This is a genomic window from Bartonella sp. OT172YNZD (assembly GCF_042193725.1).
Classification (GTDB): Bacteria; Pseudomonadota; Alphaproteobacteria; order Rhizobiales; family Rhizobiaceae; genus Bartonella; species Bartonella grahamii_A.
On the sequence record NZ_JBHILZ010000004.1, the window covers coordinates 1 to 20,536 of the forward strand.

The following is a 20,536-nucleotide window of genomic DNA, read 5'->3' on the forward strand; positions in this document are numbered from 1 at the left end:
AACGTTGTAACGACGCAGCATAAAAAAACTTGTCACGTAAGGACGGACAAGGCTTTCTCAAGCTTATCACCCTAGAGCTTTATTTGCTGTAAATTCAAGACTTTCTCTGCTGAAGCAAGACTTAAGGTTTGCATTCAAGTTGTTCTGAATGCTTTTTACAAAACGGGCTATTTAAGCGTCTCTCAACACTTCGCTGAAGCATGACAGCACCAGGACGACATATGGGAAGATTATCCGATTTATGGTTCTCACACCATTCTTGTATTGTAAAGCTAGGACGAAAACCTGATTGCGCCATACACATTTCAATACTAGCAAATTGATTCAAATCTAGCGCCACAACCTTATTAAGGTCCGGTACTCCACATTCTAAAAGTATTTTATTTCTCCATAATGCTGGAGAAAGTGAGGGAATTGAGTTAACACATCCAGTGATACTTAACAGAGCCATGCAACTCAATAGTTTTAAGATTTTCTTCATTTTTCCCCTCTTTCAATGGATTTATTTACAATAAAAAAGCTTATAAGCCTGTTGATATTTTCTGTTCATACTGTGTTCAAGACAGGTTAGGACTAAATTGAGATGATGGATTGAGAAAACAATCCCGCCATTCCAAGCGAAGGCAAGGATGGCAGATTGTTGATCATCACAAGAAAGACTTAAGGTTTGCATTCATATTGTTCTGGATGCTTTTTACAAAACGGGCTATTTAAGCGCTTCTTGACACTGCGCCTCGGGATCACAGCGCCTGGACGACAAATGGGCAAGTTTTCGGCTTTATGATTTCCACACCAGCCCCCCCTATCATATTTATCATGGAAACCAGCTTGAATCATACAAGCTTCTATGGTTGCCCATGCATTGTTGCTTAAATTTCTGTTTTCTGGAAATACATCATAAGGAGCTGGCATTCCACATTCTAAAAGTGCTTTTTTTACCTCAAGCCGATCTGCTCCTGATTTCTCCCACACCGTGAAGTATCCTGCAGGAGTTTTATTAAACTGACATCCAGCGATACTTAACAAAGTTACAGCGCTTAATAATTTTAAAGTTTGTTTCATTTTTTACTCCTTAAAGGGAATTGTACTCGATGGGAAAGTCCATATATATCTCGACATTTTGGACCCGCATCTCCAAGGCAAGTATGGGGATTGTAAGGATTTGTGAACATGTTCCATGTTTCTTTCGACCAGTTACTACCAGCAGGTGCTGTCTCGTAAGTATAGCCATTGCCGCCAATCCATCGACTTACAAAGTCATATCTATGCCCATCAAAGCCAATAGTGGTTTGTTTGCCACCACTCACATAACCTAACAGACCGGATGCAACTAAAACATTGAAGGCTGGTCCATAGAGATTGATATTCGTGTTGTCGGCTATTCCGTGCACACCTTCTTGTTTGAAAGAATTCAGCATATTCCCCAATGTCATTGTCCCACGGCTATGTCCATAAAGTTCTAATCCTGTAAGACCATAGCTATACATCAAATCTTTTGCTTCTTGTGTTGAATTGGTCAAACCCCAAAAGTTATTTTCCATAAACTTCTGATAGCCCGCGACTAGAAGTTCTGAGATAGCAGAATCAGCTTCTGGGAACACAACAAAATAAAGCGGTTCATTTTTATTCTCCGCATGTTGCTCTGCATAAACAGCAGCTTCATAGGGTGGCGTAAAGATGCCATTAAAGGACACATGCACCTTGCCATCAGAGCCTTCTTGCAAATGCTGCTTTTCCTCATCCGTTAAATAATGTGCGTGAGGTATTGGTTGTCCACGAGCGTCTGTGATATACTGTCCATTTGCATCTATTTCATAGAGTATATTGCCCTTTTCATCACGGTCGACCGCAGCGATGGGGTGTTCTTTGATAAACATGGTTTTATAGGAGTCATCGCTCACTTTAAACCCTTCTTCTAAGAGTTGGGTTGCCATTTCGCGGTTTTCATGGACGATTTGTTCCAGCTTGCCTACATCGAGCTGTTGTACACCCTTATGGGCGGTGGCAGTATCACGATTAAGGGAGGCTATGGCTTGTTCAACATCTTGTCCTGTTAATGCCTTCTGCCCTGCTTCATCAGTCAAGACGATGGTGCCATTGCTGATAGCGGATTTGGTATATCCTTCCTCTGAATCTTTAGCTTTTGAATGATCTAAGACATTTTTAGCAATGTTTTTCCCAACACCATATTTGCCCTGATACATCGGACCACCTGCAGAAATGCTGATCCCATGACTGCTAGCTTGCGCATGCGCACTGTTGCTGATGTCACTGGTGCTGATGCTTCCTGTGGTCAGGCTGTTTTTTTCTGCCGGCGCGGTGCTTTCAATAATACCTCCGGTTAGGGTCGTTTTATCTTTAACGTTGATCTTAAAGCCGCCATCACCCGCCTTGATGCCTGATTGTTCCACAACACTATGATAATTGCTAGAAGATTTATTCTTGTTCAATGAAATATTGGTTGTGGCTGTACCATCCTTTTCTCGGCTATTATACCCAATGGAAACAGAGTTTTGCTTACTGGAAAAAACAATCCCGCCATTCCAAGCAAAGGCAAGGATGGCAGATTGTTGATCATCACCAATAGAAACACTTAAGGTTTGCATTCAGGTGCATTTTTATATTTTTTACAATAAGGGCTATTTAAGCGCTTCTTGACACTGGGCCTCGGGATCACAGCACCTGGACGACAAATGGGCAAGTTTTCCGCTTTATAATTTCCACACCAGCCTCCCCCCACATCATATTTATAGCGAAATCCCGCTTGGAGCATGCAAGCATCAATGGTTGCATTTGCATTGTAGCTGAGCTTTCTATTTTCTGTATCAGCATTAATAAGGCTTGGCAGACCGCATTCTAACAAGGCTTTTCCTACCTCTGTAAAACCTGCTCCTGGCTTTTTCCACGCAGCCACATCTCCTGGGGGAGTTTTATTAAACTGACATCCAGCTATACTTAATAGAGTTATCGCACTTAATAATTTTAAGGTTTGTTTCATTTTTTCCTCCATGATCTAATTCAAGGTTTTTGTTCACGATGAGAAGGGCCGTAAAGTATGCTGCACATACGCCCCGCATGTCCAAGGCAAGTATGAGGATTGTAAGGATTTGAGAACATATTCCATGTTTCTTTAAACATGTTACTACCAGCAGGCACTGTCTCGTAAGTAGAGCCATTGCCGCCAATCAATCTGCTTACAAAGTCAAATCTATGCCCATCAAAGCCAATGGTAGTTTGTTTGCCGTCACTCACATAACCTAACAGACCGGATGCAACTAAAACATTAAAGGCTGGTCCATAGAAATTGATATTCGTGTTGTCGGCTATTCCGTGCACACCTTCTTGTTTGAAAGAATTCAGCATATTCCCCAATGTCATTGTCCCACGGCTATGTCCATAAAGTTCTAATCCTGTAAGACCATAGCTATACATCAAATCTTTTGCTTCTTGTGTTGAATTGGTCAAACCCCAAAAGTTATTTTCCATAAACTTCTGATAGCCCGCGACTAGAAGTTCTGAGATAGCAGAATCAGCTTCTGGGAACACAACAAAATAAAGCGGTTCATTTTTATTCTCCGCATGTTGCTCTGCATAAACAGCAGCTTCATAGGGTGGCGTAAAGATGCCATTAAAGGACACATGCACCTTGCCATCAGAGCCTTCTTGCAAATGCTGCTTTTCCTCATCCGTTAAATAATGTGCGTGAGGTATTGGTTGTCCACGAGCGTCTGTGATATACTGTCCATTTGCATCTATTTCATAGAGTATATTGCCCTTTTCATCACGGTCGACCGCAGCGATGGGGTGTTCTTTGATAAACATGGTTTTATAGGAGTCATCGCTCACTTTAAACCCTTCTTCTAAGAGTTGGGTTGCCATTTCGCGGTTTTCATGGACGATTTGTTCCAGCTTGCCTACATCGAGCTGTTGTACACCCTTATGGGCGGTGGCAGTATCACGATTAAGGGAGGCTATGGCTTGTTCAACATCTTGTCCTGTTAATGCCTTCTGCCCTGCTTCATCAGTCAAGACGATGGTGCCATTGCTGATAGCGGATTTGGTATATCCTTCCTCTGAATCTTTAGCTTTTGAATGATCTAAGACATTTTTAGCAATGTTTTTCCCAACACCATATTTGCCCTGATACATCGGACCACCTGCAGAAATGCTGATCCCATGACTGCTAGCTTGCGCATGCGCACTGTTGCTGATGTCACTGGTGCTGATGCTTCCTGTGGTCAGGCTGTTTTTATCTGCCGGCGCGGTGCTTTCAATAATACCTCCGGTTAGGGTCGTTTTGTCTTTAACGTTGATCTTAAAACCGCCATCACCCGCTTTAATGCCTGATTGCTCCACAACGCTGTGATAATCGCTAGAAGATTTATCCTTGTTCAAGGATATATTGGTTGAGGCTGTACCCTCCTTTTCTCGACTATTATAACCAATAGAAAAAGAGTCTTGCTTGCTGGAACTTTGTCCCGTATCACTGCGGCTGACAACGGTAAAATCACCCCCTACTTCCATTTCTACACGCTCTCCAGAAACCACGGCGCCTGCCAATGTGGTATCCTCTCCACTGCTGGTGTGAACAGTGCCGGTGCCTATAATATGGCTGTTCTTCTGGTGAACCTCCTCACTGGAACCCTTGCCTTTACCAAAAGAAGTATTCCCCATCCACCCTGTACCACCAGTACCATAACTATACCCAACATTCATTGAAGCGCTTTGCGTATGATTTTGTGTGCTTTGCGTGTTTTGCGCACTTTCAAAGGTGATATCTTCACCTGCTTCCATGGTGATATTCCCACTCTGCTCATCATTTGCACAGACTGGATTGGTACCAGCGATAATATCAGCGCCAACAGCATGGATGCTGCCTTTGTGGGCATGCATATTAACAGCGCGCCCGCCTTCTATACTATCTGTTACCGCTGTGGAGGTCTGAACAGAGGCTTCTGCCTTCTCTGTCTTAAAGCCCAAGGTTACGCTGGCAGAAACATCAGCAATATCACGAATAGACTGTTTGTTTCCACCCTTCATCCCATCATAAAGACCTTTGCCTTTGCTATAGAGATCATAGCCTTTTAGACCAGCAATAAGACCATTACCGATTTTGTGTTTTGTATCCCCATGACCAAAACGTTTTGCTGCATCCCTTACATCTTTTACTGTACCAAGAATGCCTACATTGACAGAGCCTGTCACACCAGCAAAGGACTTTTCATGTTTTTCTTTTGCGTTAGAGGTATCGTAGCTTTCCGAAAGCGTGATATTATTGCCGGCATCAATGTTTACATCATGATCCGCCAAAACATTTGTCGCTTGTAAATTCACATCATTGTCAGCAGTAATCTGCACATCTTGGCGTGCCGTGATGTGTGATTGTGTGGAAGTGGTTTCCCATTGATCGCCCGTATCTTTGGCGCTTGCAATTCCAACACCTACAGAAGCACCGCTGTTGCTCTTTTCAAACTGAATGCCAAAGCTTGTGCGTTCTTCCTTTGAGCTTGCCCTATGACGATTGTGACCCGGTAAAACATTGATATCATGGGCTGCCGAAACATGAATATTTTCCCCTGCAGTAAAATCAGAGCCAACAATTTTCACATCTTTTTTCTTGGCAGTGATGGTGATATTGCCATCCGCATTGAGAGAAGAGCCTTGATGCTCAAAACTCTCTTCATTTTCTGTCTTTCCCTCACTCCCGTATATCGACACAAAGCCCTTGCCTGATCCCACACCAAAACCCGTTTCATGGGTCTCTGAATGGCTGCTATGGTGATCTGTCATGCCATCAATCGTCACACTTTCTCCGCTCACATTGATATCTTGACCGGAAAGCAGATGAGAAGCAGTGATTGTGGTCTCTTTGTCTGATTGTGTGATAATGTTGCCCGTTGCTCCCAGAACAGAGGAGACCGTTGTGCTATGCGATTGAGATGTATCGGACGATTTTTCATGCAAAAAGCCACTTGATGAGGATTGTGCTTGTTGATCCAACTGTTCTTTAGCGCCTTTGATGACAATCTTTCCCCCAGAATGAATGGTAATATCCGCTTGTTTCTGATCTCCCAGTGTTTCCTTTCCTGACGTTTCCTCTGCCTTACCGGCTATGAGCGTCGAGGCGACAACTTCCGTATTGTTTCCTGAGTCAATGGCAACGCCTTGCCCCCCTGTTATGCTTGACCCCACAACTTGGACAGCATCCACCTTGTTATGCTCAGATTTGCTGCTACTAAATGCTCCACCCTCTTTGTGATACGACATCTCATAATGTAAGCCATCCTCTGCATTATTGATCAAAACATCGTTGCTGGCTTTCAGCACCACCTTGCCCTCAGCCGCAATGGAACTCCCTGTAATGCTAAGATCATGCGATTTGCCATCCTGCCCTGCAATGACAGTGGTATCACCTCCCGATTTTATCAAAGAGCCAACGGCATGAGAGGCTTGCATATCTACTTTCGTATTGTTGCTCTGAAGATGATACTCCATCTCATCATTTCTCACCCCTATTGTTATCTCCCCTTGGGCGCCAAGTCCAACATTGCCCTTGGCATCTATATCGGAAGCAGCAATATGGATATCGCCACCCGATAGAACAGTGCTCTCTTTTCCAGAACTTAAATGAGAGCCATTGTGCAAGGCAACATGAGAGGTTTCACTCCCACTCTGATTGTCCATACTGTTGCGTGTGGCATCAATCGAAACATTCCTCTCAGCTTGCAAGAGAAGTTTATCCGTTGCTTGAACATCAGAGCCTAAAATATTCAAATCTTGTCCAGAGGAAAGCGTTGTTGAGCCTCCAGAGTTGACTTCCGATTTATGATGCATGGTGGCATCACCCTGCTCATCATGGTAAAGGGTTTCTGCTGAACCGATCGTCAAGTTGCCTTCTTCTGTAGCCATGGCAAGATCACCCCCGGTGGTGATCCCCACCCCTGAGGCGGTGATATCTTGTTTAGCAATCACCGTTGCATTACCACCAGCAGAAAGTGCCTCGGTGTTTAATACTGTCTCCACGCCGTCAACGCTTGTGCGCCCTGTATCCAAACGAATGTTGTTCTCCGCAAATAAAACAGCATCACCACCCGCCGCAAAATGCCCTCCTTGACTAAAGATATCCCCGCCATGCACATGCAATTGGTGGTTTGCCGCAATCCGCCCTGAATTGGTTATTGTAGAATTGCTTGTATTTTGGCTGGTGATATTGACATCATCGCCCATGATCAAAGCCCCAGCAGAGACAAAGGAGGCTCTCTCCTTTTCTGGAAGGTAAAGCACCGGTGCATAAACATCCATGCCCTTGACCTGTTGACGCACATAAATCACCATCGGCGCTTCTAGGGACGCCAATTGTTCTTCACTCAAAGCCTCACCAAAGGGGAGATTGTGGGCTTTTGCATAGTCTGCCCCACCATCCAGCAAGGTTTTGACTTGTTCAATGGCATCACTTCCAGGAATAAAGGAGCCTTTGCCCAACCCTTGACCAACAAGATCACGCATTTGTTTTTCAATCAATTGTTTTTCAAAATAGGAATCGCCTAAGAAAAAAATCTCTCTATCAGGATTGTAGCCAATTCTGTTCAAAAAATAGGCTGAGCCATAAAACTTGCCAACATCAAGGAATTCCGCACGCGTTTCATAAATGAAATTCTGGTTGGGCAGCGTGCCACCAACCCCACCCGATTGGGGCTTTGGTAAAGGGAACCCCTCAGCAAGTTCCCCTGCATTATTGAGATCCACTTTTGGTGTAAAGAGAGCGCCAGCCCCGGTTAAACCACTCAGCTCCTCCAGTGGTTTACGTTCAGCTGCTTGTGCTTTAAAATACGCATCCCCTGTAATCGAACCTTCCGCTGCCGTGTTATTGAGTTGATCGACCACCAAATTCAACGTGCCACCCGCTTGAACAAGACCAGGGACGCTCTCCAAAGCTTCTGAGCCAGTTTGGCGATCCTTGCCATTTGACTATATCTAAAGAAACATCGCGGCTTCCATCAGCTTTATAGCCATAACAATAACCATCCTGCGTATTGGCATTACACCCCATATAGGTTTTTTTATAAGCCGTTGCACCCAGATTGGTCAGCACACCAGCGTGGATATCGGCATTACCCCCCGCTTCTATAGTGCTATAATGGTTGTCAATGGTATCAGCGTTAATGATGAGATTGCCACTAGATTGTATCATCCCCTGAACCGTCGGTTTATGCGAAAACCTTTGTGTGACAGTCTTTTCTGTCATATGTGACCAGTGTTCGTTTATTGACCAGATCCCTCCTGCCTTCCACCTATCACCATTCCATCGATACTGTTCTACAGAGTTTCTTTCGTCAATATATTTCCAAATAAAAGCCTTATAGACTGTTCCGTCGCTTGAAATTGCGGTGCCATAGGTTTCTTCTTTACTATTCCAAAGTGGATTATCTAAGTAAATGTATAAGTGTCCTTTCCAAACTCCGTTATCATCTTGATATTCGTGCCCTTGTCCCCAAAGACCAACTTTCGCATCTTGATATAACATCCCATCACTGAGTTGACCAGAACCCTTTGGTTTTTGGAATGAAATATCGCTATATTCCGTTTTTTCCGTGATGACAGGCGTGCTATCGGCTTCGTTTTTCAGGGTGTTGGTTTGGATATTTAAGTTTCCACCAGCTTGAATAAAGCCTGCTTTATTGACAAGGGAAAGGCTTTTTCCGCTGCCAGCCGCATTGGTGAAAGATAAATCACCTTCTGCCATTATGGTGCCAAAATCATTCAACACTGCGCCATCGACTTGTAAGGCACCATTGCCCTTCACATAAATTAAGCCCGTTTTGTTGTTGATCACATTGCCCGTCACGCTAAAGGCTAAATCCTGCCCCGATGCCAATTGACTACTATTTCCAAGCTCTCCCGTCTTGATCACGAAATCTCTGGCTGCTAAAATCGACGTTGTCTCATCAACTATAACGCTTGGGGCAACAAAGAGAATATCTCCAGTCCCTCCCTCATCTGTCACGGCTTGTAGCCGTGCATTGTGAATCTCAAGGGCATTGGTGATTTGAAAGTCTAAACCGCCATAAGTCAATTCGCTGCCCGAGACATCAATATGATCTGCAATTAAATACAGCGTTTGCGGCGTATAAATATGAGAACGATTATTGCTCAAATCGAGAGTGTTCGCTGTCAATCTCACATCCCCCTCAGCAGACAGCACATTCTCAACACTGATCTCTCCTGATACCGACGTCAATGTTGCGTTGCCATAGCCTATGACCTGATCATAATAAATGTCGTTGCCTGCAAAAATTTCAATATTGCCACCACTGGCAATCTGACCAACCTTCACCCCTTCTTTTGCTGTAATCATAAGGGAACCGTTTTCATCTAAAACAAGATCCCCTGAACCGCCCGTAGAAACGACACCTGTCATCAGTGTGCCTGCATCAAGGCCGCCAACCTTTAAAACAGCTTCTTCACCCGTCATCAGTGAAGAAAAGTCAACTGCCCCGCCCTCAATATTTGCCTTGCCATGAGCTAAAAGCTGCCCAAAATGAACGGGGGCATTTGTTTCTGGTTGTGCTTGAATGGCAACATTTTGATGCGACAGAATTGTTTGAGAAACAGTCTGCCCGCAACAGTTCCTTCAAAATGCACTGTGCGTGAGACAATATCGATAATATCAACAGCCCCTTGGCCAGAGAAAAAATTGGCTCCCTTGGCGCCAAAGGTAATATCCTCACCTCGCACTTCAAAGCCTTTCAAAAAACCGCTCGCATCAATTTCGGGAACACCTGTGGTTAAGGTCGCATGGGGCGTATTGATAAAGCCACAACCATCACAGCTTATCCCATTGGGATTGGCTATAATCACATCGGCTGGGCTCCCAAAAACCTCTCCTGGACCATTCAAGGCACTGCGCTTGCTGCTGGTGACTTCATTTAAAATCACTTTCGCTGAACCCGTGAAACGCAAATGCGGATTGCCCGGCATAATGCCCCCCAAATGCGATTGCCCCACTTCTTGCGCATGATTATTCCAAATCACACCCGCATTGCCAATATTAAAATCGTTATATTTATTGTGTGATAAGCCCTTGCCATTGGGCGTGACAATATCAATCGAGGGAACCCCATTGGGCGCTGCCACTATATCCGGACGATGGGCGGCATGAGCGTTAGCATCAACTGCAATTTGCGCCTGAACCGCTTGAGATTGGAACAGAAAAGAAAAACCAAGTCCCCCAAATAAAACCTTTTTGAGCATCGTACTAGAAACTAAAACGCCCAATAAAGCTGCTCTTTCTTCTCTCTTCTCATATCTCATACGTTAACTCCCCAATAAAAAATGCTTAAAGTTCCATTGTTAATGTCATAAAAAATGTTCCTGATTTTTTGTGCTTAACTGTGCTCCAGAAAATACTCGAATAACTGGCATCAAGAGAGACCATGCCCCCCGCAAGCTTGACACCCGCTGTCCAACCAGCAAGCTGGTCACTCTTAACCCCATACAAAACTTGCGAAAACACACGCCCATAATCCAAACCAACAAAGGGACGAAGTTCCCCCAAAACCTTTTTGAAGGTTGCGTGATTGTTCCACGGAATGGTGCGTAGCAACAAATCATTCCGGCTAAAAAAACCGTTATTGCCAAAAAGCAAACTCTCACGCGTACCACGAACATTCGAAGCGCCCCCCAACGAAATCTGCTCAGCCCCCAGTAAATTATGCGGTGAATATTGACCACTCAAAAGATTGCTCAGGATAAAGTCCAAGCCTCCAACCTTAAAAGGCGTCATAGCACTGAGTGTGCCGGTAAATTTGGCAAATTGTGGCTCCGCATCCCCTGCCTCTGGCGCATGTTTCTTTACTGAATGAAACAAGGGAAGACCTTGCAAATAACTCACATCAAAGGTCTAGGTCCCCCCCAACATCTGGCGCGAATGTGAAATCCCAAAATTGGCGACGCTATATTGACGGCTGCCAACCTCTATCTTATTACCAAGGAAGTAATTGTTGGTTCTTTTATAAGAAAGACCTAAATTCAAAGTTGTAAGGGAAACACTATCACGGTAAAGAACCCTGCTTGTACTGGCGTGCAACTCACTGGAATCCCCCGTCGTCTCAATATCGGTAAAATTGCCAGGGATAATGCTTTGGTAATTATAAACAGTGCCATTCAATCCAAAGGTCCAATAACCGTATGGAATACTCACACTCGCTGAAAGATTATTACTATGTCCTTCTTGCTTGCTCCCACCCCAATAATCTAATTGACTGCGTTGATAGTTAAAATCCCACGCATCATTCATCCCTAAAATATTTTCTACCCTCAAGCCCGCACTATAACGCGCATAACCTGTGGAGGCTTGTCCCATATTGTCATGCGAAACAGTAACCTTGAAAGCTTTCTCAGGATGATTGCTAATATTGACAATGGTGCTCCCTTCTTCACGCCCTGGAAGAAGGTCACTTTGAGCGTGCGCTGAACTCAAACGGTTGATCTGATCAAGCCCCTGTTCAATATCGCGCATATTCAGAACATGACCTTGAAGCCCAGGAAAAGCACTCCACACAACATTGTTATAACGAGACGTCGGTGAACCATTATAGTAAATCTCTGAGAGCTTGCCCTCAACGACAACAAATTTGAGCGCCTTGCTGTTTTTGATATCTTGATCAGGAATGTAAAAACGCGCCGTTACATAGCCTTGATCCAAATAAACTTTGGTTAACTGCTTGATTAAGAGCTGGATATCAGAAAGCCCAATACATCTTCCAACATAAGGCTCTGTTACGGCTGATATAGAGCGCCTTTTGACATGATGCACTCCCTCAACAACAAGAGCATGAATTGGAAAACATTGTTTCCCATTCAAAAGCGTTTCTGGATTTTGCTCCGAAGGCGTCTTTATCCTTTTAGGCGTTAAAGCCCGTAATTTTTCAATTCTTTCTAATTGCTGCTTTTCTGAATAACCGCGAGAAAAATTATCTGTTGGGGAATGAAAAATAGCTGAGGAGCGCGCATAAACACTTACACCTGTAAACAAGCCAACTAAAACAAAAATGGCACGAAAAATTCTCAAAAGAGAACTTTGCCGTAAAAATACACAAAACAATACAGATTGCCCCCGCTTTGCACTATTCATGAAGCACTCTTTAAAAAAACTTCATGAACCGCTAACAAGTCCACTCAAAACAGCCACTGCCCTATAACGCTTTTAACAAAAGCACATGCCTCTGCAACCAAAGAAAAGTGACACTAGAAAAACTGCTTTATTTTAACTGCTGAAAATCTCTCCCCCATATTTATATAAAAAGACCTCTAACCAAAACTGTTTAGCACGTCAATGTTTAATACATCAATATCGTTTAATACATCAATATCCCCAGTTTAACGCTACAATATACTTATCAATAATTAGAGATAAATTCACTCTCCAGCTCCTCTAATCCACTCAATACGACACGCATATCAACGAGACATCATGCTATCAAGCACATCCTGTCGTCAAAAACCATCATAGCAAACAATAAGAAATCTTTTTGAGAGCCTTTCAAGACAACCACGCAAAACTCTTTTAATGGCACTCTCATCAAAGTAACCTTTCTCCAAAGAAAATGGAGTCATTTTTGTCAGTTCTTTCTGGACTCTATATCATTTTTTTCAAATGAAAAAAATAAAAATGAATATATTTCAATAGGTTAAATATTTATCAAATTAAAAAAACAATCTATATCAACATTTCAACCTACAAATACAACCAATAGTATAGTTTGAAGGTATTTTGAGGGTTTTAGACACCTTCAAAACTATGAGTAAATACATATATGCAACTCTCTTTAAACAAAGCTTTTTAAAACAATAAAGCTATCATTTTAGATTTCGATATCATCTTTTAAAGAAAATGTAAAAAAAACTAATCTTATATAAGATGGAGTTTCTTAAAATTTTTAAAGCAATCCAAAGTACAGTTTTTAAAAGTGCAAAGCCTCTCTTTTTAGAATAACGCATGATAAGCTATCCTTTTAAAATTGTATGTAAAGAGAGGTATAGATTATAGCTATATTCTATACCCCTTGTAAGGTTATTATGTTTTATAAGTCTATTCGGTTTCTCTAATTTCTAATTTTGGTAGGTTCTTAACAATCTTCATTATTTCTAAATTTACAGTAATAACCCTTTGAAACAACTCAAATGGACAAGCAGGGTTGCCAACGATTTCAACAGCATAGCAATTGGCATCATTAACAATGCCACTCTTTTTATCGGTCTTAACACATTGACGCCCCATAACCCATTCAAGAGCAGGTTTACCATTTACAATATAGTTATAAGCTTCAAGAGGGATATCTGTCATGATAGTATTGCTGTTATAAATAACAGTCGATTTATCCTTTTCGGATATACCTTTATCTTTAGCAGCTTTTGCGAATTTCATTTCTGTAACATAATAGAATTTCTCAGGATTTTGGATATCAGTCAGTTTTGGATTTCCTTTTTTAAAGCTAACAGGATAAGGTGTTACACTTTCATAGTTTACAGGCAAATGACCTAGTTCACGACCTGTTGTCACAAACTTCCAAAAATCCTCAACACTCTTTACACAAAGGATACGAGGCAATTCTGTAGAGAGTTTATCAGCATAACGAGCACGGCAATCTTCTGAATGGAGTAGACCGTAAACATAATAGAATAGATCATCCTTAGTGATAGTTTCATTAGGATAAGCAGCTTTAAAATGTGCTAATCCTTCATCCGTAATGGCATCACGCCTCTGTAAACCAGCGATTTTGTTTTCTTCGGTAGTATTTGTAAACAAATGTGACTGATTATTATCTTTTAAGGCTGTAATATCTTCATAAAAATATCTTGGAAAGCATTGACCATTCTCTATCACCTTAAAATCAGGCACAGTATTACTCATAAATACAGAAAAGTCTTTCATTGATCCTATGTCGGTAACGTGTATTACTGTATTTTCAACTACTTGTCCCATAGGAAATATATGCGGCATTTGAAAAACTGATTCATTAGAGACACTGTCGTGTAAAAGGGCGATAAAGGCTTTGAATAAGGCAATTATTCTCAAATTTAGAAAATTTGCTTCTTACCAATTCTTGTTTGAGAGTAGTACTTCAACTGTTCTTTGTAGCATCAATGTTAATGAAATTGTTTACAGTTTTATTACGTGTTTTACAGTCAGCATGAGGAAAGGTATCTTTAAAACTTTCTACTTCACTATTATAAAAAGTGATCATAGCACTCATATTTTTCATTAAAGCTTTATGGCTTGCATTATATTATATGTCCAAGCGTCACGACTCGTTACGATACCACACGAAAAATTTTCAAAGAGCTTTTTATCATTCCCTTTCTTATCACCTATGGCTAAAAATGCTTTAAAACTGTCATTACATTGATCAAGCCAATCACCGTGCTTGTCTGGTGTAATCATTTGCCAGCTTTGTTTACGCGTAATACCATCAATACTACCAAAGGATTCAATTATCGTAAGTTTTTTCTTGTCTCATGAGGTAATCTCCAATATCATGGAAATATATCTTGCCATGTTGTTTGGATGCTAGATTTTTTTACAAGAATAGAGATAGCAATGAGAGCTCGAGATCCGGAACCAAAAATTTTACCACCTTACTTTTCGAGAAAGTTATCCAGAGGTTCGTTGATTATCTGGTAAATGGAAAATATAAAGGCTGCTAAACTCCTCAATGAAGCATTTTTGCAAGCCATTTAAAGAGCATGCATGGATAAAACTCGTATTTGTGACAAAACCAATAACACCGTGTTTTTTATACGATCACTTGTCCGTCTAATTGCACGGATATAACTATCATAAAGCGCTTGCATATTGATTGATTCAGATTGTGCAGCATAAGTTTCACCAATACGTTTATCTAATATGGGATAAGCGATGTTCTATGCATTATCATTAGCGCTTTTTTGACCTGCTGAATAAGAAGGATTGCCAAAAATAACTTCAATATTGAGCTTTTTCTGACGTTATAAATATTCACTGTTCTCTTTAATTATACCATCTATAAGATCTTTTTCTTTAAGCATCTGAAACGTATCAGCCAAACCAATATGTTTGAAGGGTATATAGTCTCCTCTCATAAGACTATGATAAGTCGATTCAATGTTAATCGCTGCTATGTAATAGGCTAGTAAAACAATCTGATTGGCATGGATATCATGACGGAATTTATATTCCATATCCTCTTGTTTTATGAGATTTGATTGTAAAAGCCTTGTGATAAAAGTCCCAGCGCCAGTAAAAGGGTCAGGAATGGAGACACCACGTGAACCTAGGCTTTTTCCAAACTCATTGCGTAAAACCTCCTCAACGGAACGAATAATAAAATCCACAATCTCAACAAGAGTATAAACAATGCCTAATTTTTCTACCGTACACAAAAAAGCTTTCATAAAGCGTAATAATAAGATTTTTCCTTGCTTGAGGGGAGGTAATCTCAGAGGCACGGAATTTTTCACTGTTATAAAACTCTTGTAATTCCTTAGACTCTTGCTTGATATTGGTTTTATCCAACTTAGCTAAAATCCTTTCCATCGCTTGTGAGATGTTATTATTCTGTACAAATTCATTGCCATCAAACAAGGATTCAAACACGGGACGCGTTATAAGATGTTACGCTAACATCTCAATTGCTTCCTCTTGTTTGATTTTGCTGTTTAAGTTGTTTTTTAATTCCTTATGGAATGCATCAAAAGCGTGAGAGGCTTCACTGCTTTCATCAGAAAGTAGATTTTGAAGATGGGTGACATGATTTTGAGCAATCTCAGCAACATTGCCAGCCCCATTTTTCCAATAATCTGCAATAGCAAATTTCTTAGCAAAAAGGATTTGTAGGGCATTGGGAAACTCAACAAAAAAGGAGAATCTTCCTGTCACGCTATGAATATAATGTGGTTCATGAGCTACTTTTCCAATCTCAAGTCCCATATTTTCTGATTTTTCATGGATATGGATTTTATCCTCAACCGCGATCATATTCTGTAAGGCGATAATCTCCAAAACAAAACTGACATTTTGACCTAAAATCATCTGGTTAAGGGGTATTTCAAAATTCTCATCATGAGCAAGCGAAGCATTGATCACTTGCCAACAACCTTGTATCTCTTATTGTATTTTGAAGCCTGTTCAGCAGAGACACTGACAGGTAGGCCAACGGGCAAAATAATATAGACTCTCTGTTTTTTTCTTTGCACGACGCACGATACGCCCTACCGCCTGTATCACATCCACATGACTTTTACGGAAGCGTAAAACATGATAGCATCAAGAGAAAGGACATCCACCCCATCAGACAGACATCTTACATTGGTGAGCAAACACAGCAGACATTCTCTCCCACATCTTCCTTAAGCCAATCAAGGGCTTTATTACGTTCTTTGGCACTTTGTGTTCCGTCAATATAAGAAAAGCTGCAGTCAAGAGGAAGGTATCTTTATGGACCTTATGAAGATTTAATAATTCTTTCTCTATTTCTTTAAAATTGAATGTGTTACAGATGATCAGATCAAATTCGGGTAAATCATATTTCTTTTTCGCATATGCAATCACTTAGATCGAATGGTAAGCCGAAAACACTACGGTCATTGCATGTGCTAAGACTTTATTTTCTTTTCTCAAAGCTTTTGAGCATCCGTTGGTAGCTGGTAGAGCGAGATCTGAGACATCGAGTTCGGCAGCATCATCTTGTGTTTTATGACACTTACCTACTTTCATATCAGAGTACATAGCAAAGGAACGCAAGAGCACTTGTGCAAGTGCGAGCACCCTCGCATTAATATTCCAAAAGCCCGAAAGTACTGAGTTCAAATCAGCTTTTTTTGCTTTTAGTGCTTATCACACCTGGACATAGCAATAACTCTCCGAATTCTAAGGACACCCACGGAGCGGGCGCATTTTTATGATCGAACTTTAGGGCTTTCCAACCCTACTGATCGCTGCGTAGACGACCCAAATCACCCTTTAAGTAATAAAGTAATTTCAGGAAATTGGCAATGATTTTGAAGATAAAATCGTGCTCAAAATCTCAAAGGACGCTTTCATGGTCACGGAGACAGAAGCAGAAGAATGCTATGATGCTGTAGAAATAGGTCTTGATCTCACAGCATGGGATTTGCAAACAAAACTGAAAGAAAAAAGCTTCCTTGGTTTTTATCGAAAGGATTTAAAGGAGCCGCATACGTCTCTGACTTCATAAACAAGGAAAAAATAAACGACCCAATAACCTTTGCAATGAAGCTGAATGGCGAAACAAGATAAGTTGGCAATACGAAAATATGATCTTTAGCTTTATAGCTTTAGAAGATAATATCATTTTAAAGTCAATACATTCAGCTAAAACGTAGTGATCTCATATACACAGGTACTCCACAGGGTATAGGAAAACTTTCTCAATTTGACAGAATAGAATTATATCTCGAAGATCAATTAATTTTAGTCATCTCACCGGAGCTGAATATGGCCCTTATCATCGATAGGGCAAAAAGATTAGGAAGAAAGAACGCATTTGTAAACGTTTTAGAATTATGTACAGCAATATATGTGCATGGGGCATTCTCCAGTGTATCAGCGCTCATTCTCAACAACAAAACACTGTTTTTTAGTAAAACACATAGGTAGCAGCACTTTATTATACATGGGCTTTAAATCGATTAAATCTGGAATACACAGCTTAAATTCAAAAGAAAGAATATCAACGAATGAAACGAGTACTGTCGGTAAAACAAAACTTTTCACCAGCTATATGGACGGTTTTTTAACACAAATACTAAATCCCAAGGTATCAATATTTTACATAGTGGACTTCCCGAAATTTTTGTCTTCTGGCAGTAGCATTAAAAAAGGCTTTGAACTTATCACAATACATTCTTTCAACATCTTTGCATGATTTACTTTAATAACCATTTTTATATCATTTGCCAGCTCCGCTTTAAAAAAAAATAGCGGATAAAAGGTGCGATTAATGTAGCGACAGGAATAGTTTTATCTTTTGATAACAAAAGGAAATTGCAAGGCTAATAGAGTAATTTTTTTCTGATTCTGTCTCTCACTATGAATAGCTCAACCTCTAATAGAGCTTATACAATCCTCAGTTCTTTTTTTCTTTGTATAACTGAATTACGCTGCATTTCTTTATCATAGTCTCAAGGACTTTTGTGTAAACAATGTGAATTTCTCGCAACGTTTTATAAAATGTTATCAATATCTAAACAAAATCCTTATTCATCACTTTAAAAGAAATAAGCTATAATACTCCTCTTTTCGTTTATGAAACATAAAGTAATTTTTTGATTTATGATAGCATAATACAAACAAAAAAGTGATTTAAAAATCATTTTAATTTTCTATCATAAAAACTGTTTCTTAAACTAAGATGAGAACTCTCGAGCGCTATTTGAACAAAAATTAAAACTCACACCATTATGAATAATAACAAATAATGCACTGATTATAAATAATAAATTTAAGAAAATTATAAAGACTTCTGACAACTTTCTGAAATAATTTTAAAAGCCGCCAAGTCTTTTAATGAACCATTTATTTGTTATTAATAACAATAAAAAACTCCCTATTGAAATATCTGTTACGTTATTTAAGAGAAGAATATCCTCTTTTTTCAAATTTCAAAACCATATTCTTTTCTTTATCCACACAAAATCATAAAAAACGTTTTTTTCCTTTACACCTCATTTATATCATGCTTCGATACAGAATGATGCATTTTTTAGTAATTTAATCTCAAAATAATTAAAGGGAACCCCAAAAAAATGAATTGTAAAAAAAATTTAAAAGATGGTCCTCAAATAAAGCTACAACGTGGACTAGATAACCGTCACGTACAACTTATAGCCCTCGGTGGAGCGATTGGAACAGGTCTCTTCATGGGATCAGGAAAAACAATTAGTGTAGCAGGCCCTTCCATCATACTCGTTTATGCTATTATCGGATGTGCCCTATACTTTGTAATGCGTGCTATGGGAGAATTATTGCTTTCTAATTCACAATACCGGTCCCTTATTGATTTTTCAACCGATATGCTAGGACCGGGAATCGCTTTCTTTGTGGGCTGGAGCTATTGGTTGAGCTGGGTTGTAACTGGAGCTGCAGATATTATTGCTATCATCACTTATATGCACTTTTGGTGGCCAATGCTTAATCCATGGATTGCCGTTTTTTCTTGCATTGGTTTCTTTTTAATTTTTAATCTCTTTGCTGTAAAACTGTTTGGTGAACTTGAATTTTGGTTTGGCCTTATCAAAGTCGTAGCAATTTTAGCATTAATTGTTGTTGGTTTTTATATGATCGCTACGGGCTTTACTTCTCCCAATGGTACTGTTGCTTCTCTCAATCACGTATGGAATGATGGAAATATCTTTCCAAGAGGAATGACAGGTTTTTTTGCTGGATTTCAAATTGCCATTTTTTCTTTTGTTGGTATAGAAATTGCAGGAACAACTGCAGCTGAAGTCAAAGAACCTAAAAAAGTTCTACCAAAAGCAATTAATGCAATACCAGTGCGTATTGTACTCTTTTACATCTTTTCTCTCGCCGTGATTATGTCAGTCACACCTTGGGATCAAATTGTTCCAGATAAAAGCCCCTTTGTTTCGATGTTTTGGCTTGCTGGTATTCCGATAGCTGCTGGTTTGATAAACTTTGTCGTTCTCACCTCGGCTGCCTCTTCAGCAAATAGTGGTATTTTTTCTACCAGCCGTATGATATATGGACTAGCAACACAAAAAGGTGCTCCTCCAATTTTAGGTAAGCTTTCCAAATACCATGTCCCAGCCAATGCTCTATTTTTTTCCTGCTTATGTATTTTAATAGGATATACAATCGCCTCACTCTCTCCAAGCCTCATAACTGCTTTTACAATTGTGACGAGCATCTCAGCTATTGCATTTTTATTCGTATGGTCTGTAATTTTGGTTAGCTATATTGTATATCGTCGCAATCGCCCTCATTTGCATACTCAATCCGTCTACAAAATGCCAGGAGGAGTTATCGTATGCGGAGTAATTTTAGTTTTCTTTGCTTTCATGCTCTATTTGTTAACGTTAGAAGAAGATACCCTAACAGCTTTAAAATACGGTATATTCTGGTTTATTTTCTTAGGCATAACCTATTTTACATTTGTAAAGAAAAAAATTACTCAAGGTAACAAATAAAGTCTATACATAAAAACATCTAAAAAAAGGGTAATTTTAGTTACCCTTTTTCTACTTAACCTCCTCCGCACACTTCAAAAAACCAGGATTCCTATAAACGTCGGTTTGTAAACAATCCGGCTTTTTAAGAGGAAACGCTGATGAGCACTTATATGGTTCACCTACATAAGGCTCTATGGGCTCGCCCTGCCCTGAATACTCACCATGCATTCTAAAAATACTTAATGTGTAAAATTTTATATACTTTATATCACTACTCTAAACAACAGCATCTTACTGCATAATAGGATAAGAAACGAGCTATTCTGTGAAGAACTCTCTATAAACTTCA

General features: G+C 40.2%; 6 protein-coding genes and 4 pseudogenes. 3 read left to right on the plus strand and 7 right to left on the minus strand.

Annotated elements, in window-relative coordinates; genetic code table 11:
- Nucleotides 1-121: 121 nt before the first annotated feature.
- From ACFIJS_RS02390 to ACFIJS_RS09360, 7 genes and pseudogenes are all read right to left on the minus strand, one after another.
- Nucleotides 122-481, minus strand: coding sequence for a hypothetical protein (locus ACFIJS_RS02390; protein WP_375649574.1), 360 nt, complete (start codon nt 479-481; stop codon nt 122-124).
- A gap of 179 nt (nt 482-660) precedes the next feature.
- Nucleotides 661-1,062: a hypothetical protein gene (locus ACFIJS_RS02395; RefSeq protein WP_375649576.1), complete on the minus strand. Its 402-nt coding sequence runs from the start codon at nt 1,060-1,062 to the stop codon at nt 661-663.
- A pseudogene (locus ACFIJS_RS02400) lies at nt 1,059-2,525 on the minus strand (filamentous hemagglutinin); the annotation flags it as partial. The gene ACFIJS_RS02395 and the pseudogene ACFIJS_RS02400, both read right to left, overlap by 4 nt.
- A 68-nt stretch (nt 2,526-2,593) precedes the next feature.
- Nucleotides 2,594-2,998, minus strand: coding sequence for a hypothetical protein (locus ACFIJS_RS02405; RefSeq protein WP_375643854.1), 405 nt, complete (start codon nt 2,996-2,998; stop codon nt 2,594-2,596).
- A 20-nt stretch (nt 2,999-3,018) separates the two neighbouring features.
- A pseudogene (locus ACFIJS_RS02410) lies at nt 3,019-10,311 on the minus strand (hemagglutinin repeat-containing protein).
- Nucleotides 10,312-10,336: 25 nt separating this feature from the next.
- A pseudogene (locus ACFIJS_RS02415) lies at nt 10,337-12,133 on the minus strand (ShlB/FhaC/HecB family hemolysin secretion/activation protein).
- Between the two features lie 957 nt (nt 12,134-13,090).
- Nucleotides 13,091-16,780: pseudogene (locus ACFIJS_RS09360) on the minus strand (type ISP restriction/modification enzyme); the annotation flags it as partial.
- A gap of 298 nt (nt 16,781-17,078) precedes the next feature.
- Here ACFIJS_RS09360 and ACFIJS_RS02445 point away from each other — a divergent pair.
- The 3 genes from ACFIJS_RS02445 (at nt 17,079) to ACFIJS_RS02455 (ending at nt 20,205) form a co-directional block, all read left to right on the plus strand.
- Nucleotides 17,079-17,234 (plus strand): hypothetical protein, encoded by a 156-nt coding sequence (locus ACFIJS_RS02445; protein ID WP_375649587.1) that lies wholly within the window; start codon nt 17,079-17,081, stop codon nt 17,232-17,234.
- 438 nt (nt 17,235-17,672) lie between these two features.
- Nucleotides 17,673-17,924, plus strand: a complete 252-nt coding sequence (locus ACFIJS_RS02450; RefSeq protein ID WP_375649767.1) for a hypothetical protein — start codon at nt 17,673-17,675, stop codon at nt 17,922-17,924.
- A gap of 880 nt (nt 17,925-18,804) precedes the next feature.
- Entirely contained in the window at nt 18,805-20,205 is a 1,401-nt protein-coding gene (locus tag ACFIJS_RS02455; protein WP_375649589.1) for an amino acid permease, read from the plus strand.
- Nucleotides 20,206-20,536 lie beyond the last annotated feature (331 nt).